Source organism: Collinsella sp., from assembly GCF_052346665.1.
In the GTDB taxonomy this organism is placed as follows: Bacteria; Actinomycetota; Coriobacteriia; order Coriobacteriales; family Coriobacteriaceae; genus Collinsella.
In genome coordinates this window covers 21226-27576 of the sequence record NZ_DAWDUX010000030.1, presented here as the reverse complement: position 1 = coordinate 27576, position 6351 = coordinate 21226, and the positions used below count along the sequence as shown (strand labels likewise).

Annotated in this window: 7 protein-coding genes; 6 read left to right on the top strand and 1 reads right to left on the bottom strand. The window is 65.9% G+C overall.

Features of this window, described 5'->3' with window-relative positions; all coding sequences use genetic code 11:
• Positions 1–1245, top strand: a 1245-nt coding sequence (locus ACT8II_RS06690; protein WP_443813439.1) for a uracil-xanthine permease family protein, incomplete at its 5' end; no start/stop codon positions are given.
• 434 nt (positions 1246–1679) lie between these two features.
• A complete protein-coding gene (locus ACT8II_RS06685; protein ID WP_443813438.1) occupies positions 1680–2324 on the top strand; it encodes a nucleotidyltransferase family protein in 645 nt (214 codons plus the stop codon).
• A gap of 101 nt (positions 2325–2425) precedes the next feature.
• On the opposite strand, the gene yqeC is transcribed toward ACT8II_RS06685, so the two are convergent.
• Complete coding sequence (yqeC, locus tag ACT8II_RS06680; RefSeq protein ID WP_443813436.1) at positions 2426–3127, bottom strand: selenium cofactor biosynthesis protein YqeC; 702 nt, start codon at positions 3125–3127, stop codon at positions 2426–2428.
• 73 nt (positions 3128–3200) lie between these two features.
• Here yqeC and yedF point away from each other — a divergent pair, with 73 nt between their 5' ends.
• The 4 genes from yedF to yqeB all read left to right on the top strand — a co-directional run bounded on the left by yedF (position 3201) and on the right by yqeB (position 6350).
• Entirely contained in the window at positions 3201–3842 is a 642-nt protein-coding gene (yedF, locus tag ACT8II_RS06675) for a sulfurtransferase-like selenium metabolism protein YedF (protein WP_294122303.1), read from the top strand.
• Between the two features lie 175 nt (positions 3843–4017).
• On the top strand, positions 4018–5172 hold the full coding sequence (locus ACT8II_RS06670) for an aminotransferase class V-fold PLP-dependent enzyme (RefSeq protein ID WP_443813434.1): 1155 nt from the start codon (positions 4018–4020) through the stop codon (positions 5170–5172).
• Positions 5169–5408, top strand: coding sequence for a DUF3343 domain-containing protein (locus ACT8II_RS06665; protein WP_118654119.1), 240 nt, complete (start codon positions 5169–5171; stop codon positions 5406–5408). The genes ACT8II_RS06670 and ACT8II_RS06665 overlap by 4 nt, the downstream gene beginning before the upstream one ends.
• Positions 5409–5495: 87 nt before the next feature.
• On the top strand, positions 5496–6350 hold the full coding sequence (gene yqeB / locus ACT8II_RS06660) for a selenium-dependent molybdenum cofactor biosynthesis protein YqeB (protein WP_294158003.1): 855 nt from the start codon (positions 5496–5498) through the stop codon (positions 6348–6350).
• Position 6351 lies beyond the last annotated feature (1 nt).

Here is a 6351-nt window from a genome sequence, read left to right as displayed (position 1 = left end):
ATGCAGCACGTCCTTGCCATGCTCGTGGGCAACATCACGCCGCCCATGCTCATCGCCGGTACCTGTGGCCTTTCCGCCGCCGACCAGACCATGCTCATGCAGTCCGCGATGATCATCGGCGGGCTTACCACGCTTGTGCAGCTGTTCCCGGTGCTCGGGTTCGGCATGGGGCTTCCCAGTGTCATGGGTGTCGCGTTTGCGTACATGCCCATTCTTACCACGATTGGCATGCAGTACGGTATCGCCGCGATCTTTGGTGCCCAGCTCGTGGCGGCGTTCGTCTCGATTTTCATCGGCATGTTCATCGGCAAGATCCGTAAGTTCTTCCCGCCCATCGTGTGCGGCACGGTCGTGCTCGCCATCGGCCTGTCGCTCTATGCCACCGCTATCAATTACTTTGGCGGCGGAGCAGGGGCAAAGGCGGCCGGGACCTTCGGCTCTCCCGAGTTCTGGATCCTCGCGGCGGTCACCCTCGGTGTCACGCTGGCCTGCAGCCTGTTCGGCAAGGGTTACATCAAGATCTCCGGCATGGTCATTGGCGTGGGCGTGGGCTACGTGGTCGCGCTCATCATGGGAGGCCTGATCGACTTCACGCCGGTCGCCGAGTCCGCGATCATCTCTGCGCCCATCCCGCTGCACTTTGGTCTCGAGTTCCACCCCGACGCGATCATCATGATGATCCTTATGTACATCGTCCAGGCCGTGCAGACCATCGGCGATGTGTCCTCCACCACCATGGGTGGCTTTGGTCGCGACGCGAAGGACACCGAACTTGGCGGCGCCATCAAGGGCCAGGGCATCTGCGGCATGATCGGCGCGCTCATCGGCGGCCTGCCCACCGATCCGTTCAGCCAGAACGTCGGCCTCATCTGCACCACCAAGGTCGTCGCCAAGCGCGTGTTCGCCATCGTGTCCGGCATCATGCTCGTCGCGGGCTTCTGCCCCAAGCTCATGTCGCTCATTGCCACGGTCCCGCAGCCGGTGCTCGGTGGCGCGACCATCACGGTGTTCGCCGCCATTACGCTCTCCGGTATCCAGCTCATTTCCGAGCAGCCGCTCAACTACCGTAACCGCATGATCGTGGGCATCTCGCTCGCGTTGGGCGTCGGCATCGCCAGCGTGCCCGAGATCCTGCAGTTCGCTCCGCAGCTTGTGCAGAACGTCTTTGGCAGCTCGCTCGTGGTTGCCTTCATCGTCGCCTTTGTGCTGAACATGATCGTTCCCGAGGACGATAGCGAGGAATAAATACGCCAAGAGCGCTTCAAACCGATAGCTCCTCGAGTTGAAGGGGCTTCGCGCCTAAGGCGGCTCGCGCGCACGGCGCAGTCAGGGCCCTTCCGCAATGCGCGGGAGGGCCATTCTTGTCATGAATGCGGTTTAATTTCAAACCCCTATACGTTTCGCCGACTGCGCTGATTGCGGTATTTCCCTCTTCGGGAGGGAGCCGAACGGTATTCTTGCGTCGCGGTTATAGCTGTCGGCCTCGGAGACTTCTTGGCTTGAGCCGCTTTACAACGAGATTCGTCATGCGCTGTTGCTGTGGGTCTCTTGGGGGAAGGGAGACCGCGAACCCAGTTCCGAAAATGACGACTTGCGCGCAAACGGTTGGCGTGTGGCGACCCCATCTTTCGTTTTTTGGGAGATACTGGGGCGATGGATAAGAGTTCGAAGGGACTTGCATGAAGCTCGGTTGCATTGTCATGGCGTCAGGGGCGGGCGAACGTTTCCGCATGGCAGGAGGCACGGGCTCCAAGTTGCTCACGTCCATCGACGGACCGCTTGGTGAAGTTCCGCTTGTGGTCCAGACGGCGGCGAGCGTGCCTGATGACCTATTCGAAATTGCGGTTGTTGCCTGGCGGTCTGAGGTCGACTCGGTCGTGCGGTTCGCGGGGCTCAACGTCGCCGTGGTGAGCCCCTGCGTCGATATCCAGCCGCGGAGGAGCGACACGGTTCGTGCCGGCGCCGCCTATGCCGATGCGCGAGGCTGGGACGGCGTTCTGTTTCTTCCGGGTGACCAGCCATTGGTGACGCGTGAGAGTTTCCGCGCCCTTGCGGAGGCGTTCACACGCGATCCCTCGCGAGCATACCGTTTGAGTTGGCGCGGCGTTCCGGGCTCTCCCGTGCTTTTTCCCGCACGTTGCATTCCGGTGCTTATGGCGTTGCAGGGCTCCGATGGGGGCTCATCGCTCTTCAGGTCGGGGGAGCTCGAGATGTCGTTGACCGAGGCACGGGAAGCATGCGAACTTATCGACGTCGATATCCCCGCTGATTTCGAGCGCATCAAGGAAGCATGTCGGCAGCGGCGTCATTTGGAAATCGTATAGGCCGCTTCGGGTGAGCGCCTTTCGTGCGTTGCACTCATGCGAAACGGACGAAAGGCGCTCGCTCGGCGAGGGATCGAGTTCGCAAAGCGCGCTCGCGGGATTCAAATGCGCTGCAGCCGGTCGGTTCGCAGGGATCCGGCGTATATGGAGGCGGGACACGAGCGACGGAGCTCCGCAGCGAAGGAGCGCGCCTGCCGCGCTGCTCGGTCATCGTCGGCTTGGTTGACGATGACGAGGCCGTTCGCGTCCACGAGGCCCTCGGCGGCAATCGCGCGTGCGACGAGTTCGGGTGTTGCGGAAGCCTCCAGCTTCGCCCTGGTGAGCGTGCAGAAGACTTCGGGTCGGTGCACGGCCTCGACAATCGGGAGGTCGAAGCCGCTCGCTCCCACCACGAGAACGGTCAGGGACGTGTGGACGGGGATAACCGGCTCCCAAGCTGCGTGGGCCTTGAGGGGCAGACATCTCGACCCATCCGCCTCGACGAGCACGTAATCGGCATGCGCGGCGAGCACATCGATGCCGCACGGGGGTTCGGCGACCTTGCCCGTCGTGGCGTCAAACGCTCCGACCGCCGCGATGCCGTCACGCGCGAGGGCGGTGTCGAGCCGCCCCGTGCCGTCTAGGAGCGACATGTTCGACGGGGGAAGCATATGCGTCGAGGTCGCGAGCACCACGCGCGCTCCCCGGGCGGAGAGCGCGCGTCCGCCGCTGGCGAGCAGTGTCGACTTGCCCCCGCTTCCCACCACGGCGATGATGCCTCGGTGACGTGCGAGCAGGTCGGCGATGCCCCAAGTCGTGTCCATGCACCCTCCGTTCGGTCTTCCGTAACGGTACCATGTAGATGCGCGCCGAGCCTCGCGCGCGAAAGGAGTTCACATGTCCGTTGTAGATGCCCTGGGAAAGACATGCCCCCAGCCCGTGATCATGACGTCCAAGGAGCTCGACGCCCTTGCCGCCGCCGGACGTTCAGCCGAGGCGGTCGAGGTACTCGTCGACAACATGGTCGCGGTCGAGAACCTCAAACGCTTGGCGGGATCGCGCAAGCGCGGGGTCGAGATTGCGCAGGAGGAGCCCGGTGCCCGATGGCGCGTCGTCATCGCCGGTGGAGAGCCGGGTGACGAGACCCCCGCGGAACCGTTCGAGCCCTCATGCGACATCCCGCTGCCCGCGGTTGCCCAAGTTGCCGGCAAGGTCATCGCCGTGGGCAGCGAGTTCATGGGGCGCGGCGACCAGGAGCTCGGCTCGATTCTCATGAAGGGCCTCATCTACGCCTTCGCCAACGCCGACACCCCGCCTGCCAAGATGGTCTTCTTTAACGGGGGCGCCCGCCTCACCTGCGAGGGCTCGGTCTCTCTCGAGGACATCCGCCAACTCGAGGAACGCGGTTGCGAGATCCTCACCTGCGGCACGTGCCTGGACTTCTTTGGCATCAAGGAGAAGCTCGCCGTGGGAGGCGTGACGAACCTGTACGCCATTTCCGAGTTTTTCCTCGCCCCCGAGGGCGTCGTATCCCTGTGATGCAAGTATCCCATCGTCCCCGGGGACCTGCGCGCATCATCCCGTGCTCGGACAGTCCTGAGCTCGCGCGGAGGGCACATTAAGTGCCCTCCGGCTCGTGCGGAGCTGCGCGCGGGACGATGCGCTCAGGTCCCCGGAGCGATGGGATGGTTGGAGCGAAAGGAAGGTGAATGCGGTGATATATCTCAATTGCGCGGCGACATCGCTCGTGAGGCCGCCGTGCGTAGTCGATGCGGTGGCCACCGCGATGACGGCACTCGGGAGTTCGAGCCGCGGTACGGCTGAGGGCGACCTGGCCGCGGCGCGCACCGCGCTCACGTGCCGCATGGCCGTGGCCGACCTTTTGGGCAGCAGCCATCCCGACCGCGTCATCTTCACCGCCAACGCCACGCAGGCGCTCAACACGGCCATCTTCGGGCTCGTACGCGCGCATGACCGCGTGGTCACCACGGTGACGGAGCACAACTCGGTGCTTCGCCCGCTCAACGTGCTGGCGCGCGACGCCGACGTCGAGATCGAGCACGTGGGCCTCGACGTCGCCCACGTGCTCGATTATCGTGCGCTCGAGCGAGCGGTCACGCCGGCCACGCGCGTGGTGGTGTGCAGCCACGCCTCGAACCTCACGGGAGACGTGGTCGACATCGAGCGTGTCGCCGCCATCGCGCACGCAGCCGGTGCCTTGCTCGTGGTCGACGCGGCGCAGACCGCAGGGAATATCCCCGTGGATATGGAGCGCATGGGCATCGACGTCCTGTGTTTCACGGGTCACAAGGCCTTACTCGGCCCTACGGGGACAGGCGGTCTCATCGCGGCACCCGGCATCGACATCGAGCCTTTGCTCCAGGGCGGCACGGGCGTGCATTCCGCCGATCCGTTCCAGCCCGAGGCCTGGCCCGAGCACCTCGAGGCGGGGACGCTCAACGGCCATGGTCTCGCTGGTCTGGAAGCCGCAGTGCGCTATCTGGACGAACGCGGCGTCGAGGCCGTGGCAGCCTACGAGGAGCGCCTGCGGTCGCGCTTCGCCCGGGCTGCGCGGGCCATCCCGGGCGTCGTGCCCTATGGTGCGGGTGACGCCGCCTTTGGCCACACGCCGGTTGTGGCGCTGAATCTCGTCGGCATGACCAGCTCACAGTTGGCCGACGTCCTCGCCAGCCGGTACGGTATCGCCGCGCGGGCGGGCCTGCATTGCGCCCCGCTCATGCACCGCGCGCTGGGAACGATCGAGACGGGCTCGGTGCGCTTCTCCTTCGGCCAGTTCACGACCGAGGCGGAAGTGGACGTCGCCTTGGCTGCCCTGGCAGAGATCTCGGCTGAGGAGGTGCGCGCATGAGCACTCGTGCGCCCGAGCCCGTCTGCGTGGTCTCGTTTTCCAGCACGCACGATGCCGTGCGCGCGGAGCTCGCCTGCACCCAGGCGGGGGTTCCGGGGCGCATCATCCCCACGCCCGTGCAGATCCACGCCGACTGCGGGTTGGCGTGGAAGATGCCACCCGCCGCGCGCGCGGCGTTCGAGGCGGCCGTCGCTGGCGCCGTCGAGCCGGCGGGGTATCACGACCTGATGTTGTAGTGTTCGGGCCAGGGCCCCACGTATGCGTCATCGCGGTTCGCATCGACGTGCGCGGGTGCCCATCTGGGCTTGATGGGAGGAATGGACATGCTGGTCTACATGAGAGGGGCGGGCGATATCGCCACGGGCATCGCGCTGCGCCTGCATCGTGCCGGCCTCGCCGTGGTGATGGCCGACATCGCCGAGCCTACGTGCATCCGCCGCACCGTGGCGTTTTGCGAGGCCATCCGCCTGGGCGAGGCGTGCGTCGAGGGCGTGTGCGCCCGCCTGGCGCACGATGCGGCGCAGGCACGTGCGATCGCGGATACGAGCGACATCGCCGTCGTCGTGGACCCCGCAGCCGATATGCTGGGCGAGATGGCTCCCGATGTGGTCGTCGATGCGATCCTCGCCAAGAAAAACCTCGGCACGACGATCGACATGGCCCCGGTCGTCATAGGCGTGGGGCCCGGTTTCACCGCGGGCGTGGACTGCCATGCGGCGGTGGAGACCAAGCGCGGCCACTATCTCGGCCGGGCCCTCTATGAGGGAAGCCCCATCGCGAACACGGGCATCCCCGGCATCATCGGCGGGCATGGGTCCGAGCGCGTCCTGCGCGCGCCGGCCGACGGCACCTTCGATCCCCTCGCCGCGATCGGCGACATCGTCCGCACGGGAGACGTGGTCGCGCGCGTCGATGGCGTGCCGATGCCCGCCACGATAGACGGTGTCCTGCGCGGTCTGCTTGCCCCCGGTGTCCACGTGCTGCGTGGCATGAAATCCGGCGACATCGACCCGCGGGGCGATGCGTCGTTCTGTGATACGGTGAGCGATAAGGCGAGTGCCGTGGGTGGCGGCGTGCTCGAGGCGATCTTGCGGCTGAGCGGCGCCCTGGGTCGCCAGACCGCGGCGCCGGCCCTGCGTGTCGAAGTGGCCCCGACGGCGTTTCCGGAAGGGGAGTGAC

What these genes read in the sequence shown, in the direction of transcription:
- ACT8II_RS06685 (WP_443813438.1), top strand. Translation starts at nt 1,680, where the DNA reads ATGAAGCTCGGTTGCATTGTCATGGCGTCAGGGGCGGGCGAACGTTTC.
- yqeC (WP_443813436.1), bottom strand. Translation starts at nt 3,127, where the DNA reads ATGGACACGACTTGGGGCATCGCCGACCTGCTCGCACGTCACCGAGGC.
- yedF (WP_294122303.1), top strand. Translation starts at nt 3,201, where the DNA reads ATGTCCGTTGTAGATGCCCTGGGAAAGACATGCCCCCAGCCCGTGATC.
- ACT8II_RS06665 (WP_118654119.1), top strand. Translation starts at nt 5,169, where the DNA reads ATGAGCACTCGTGCGCCCGAGCCCGTCTGCGTGGTCTCGTTTTCCAGC.
- yqeB (WP_294158003.1), top strand. Translation starts at nt 5,496, where the DNA reads ATGCTGGTCTACATGAGAGGGGCGGGCGATATCGCCACGGGCATCGCG.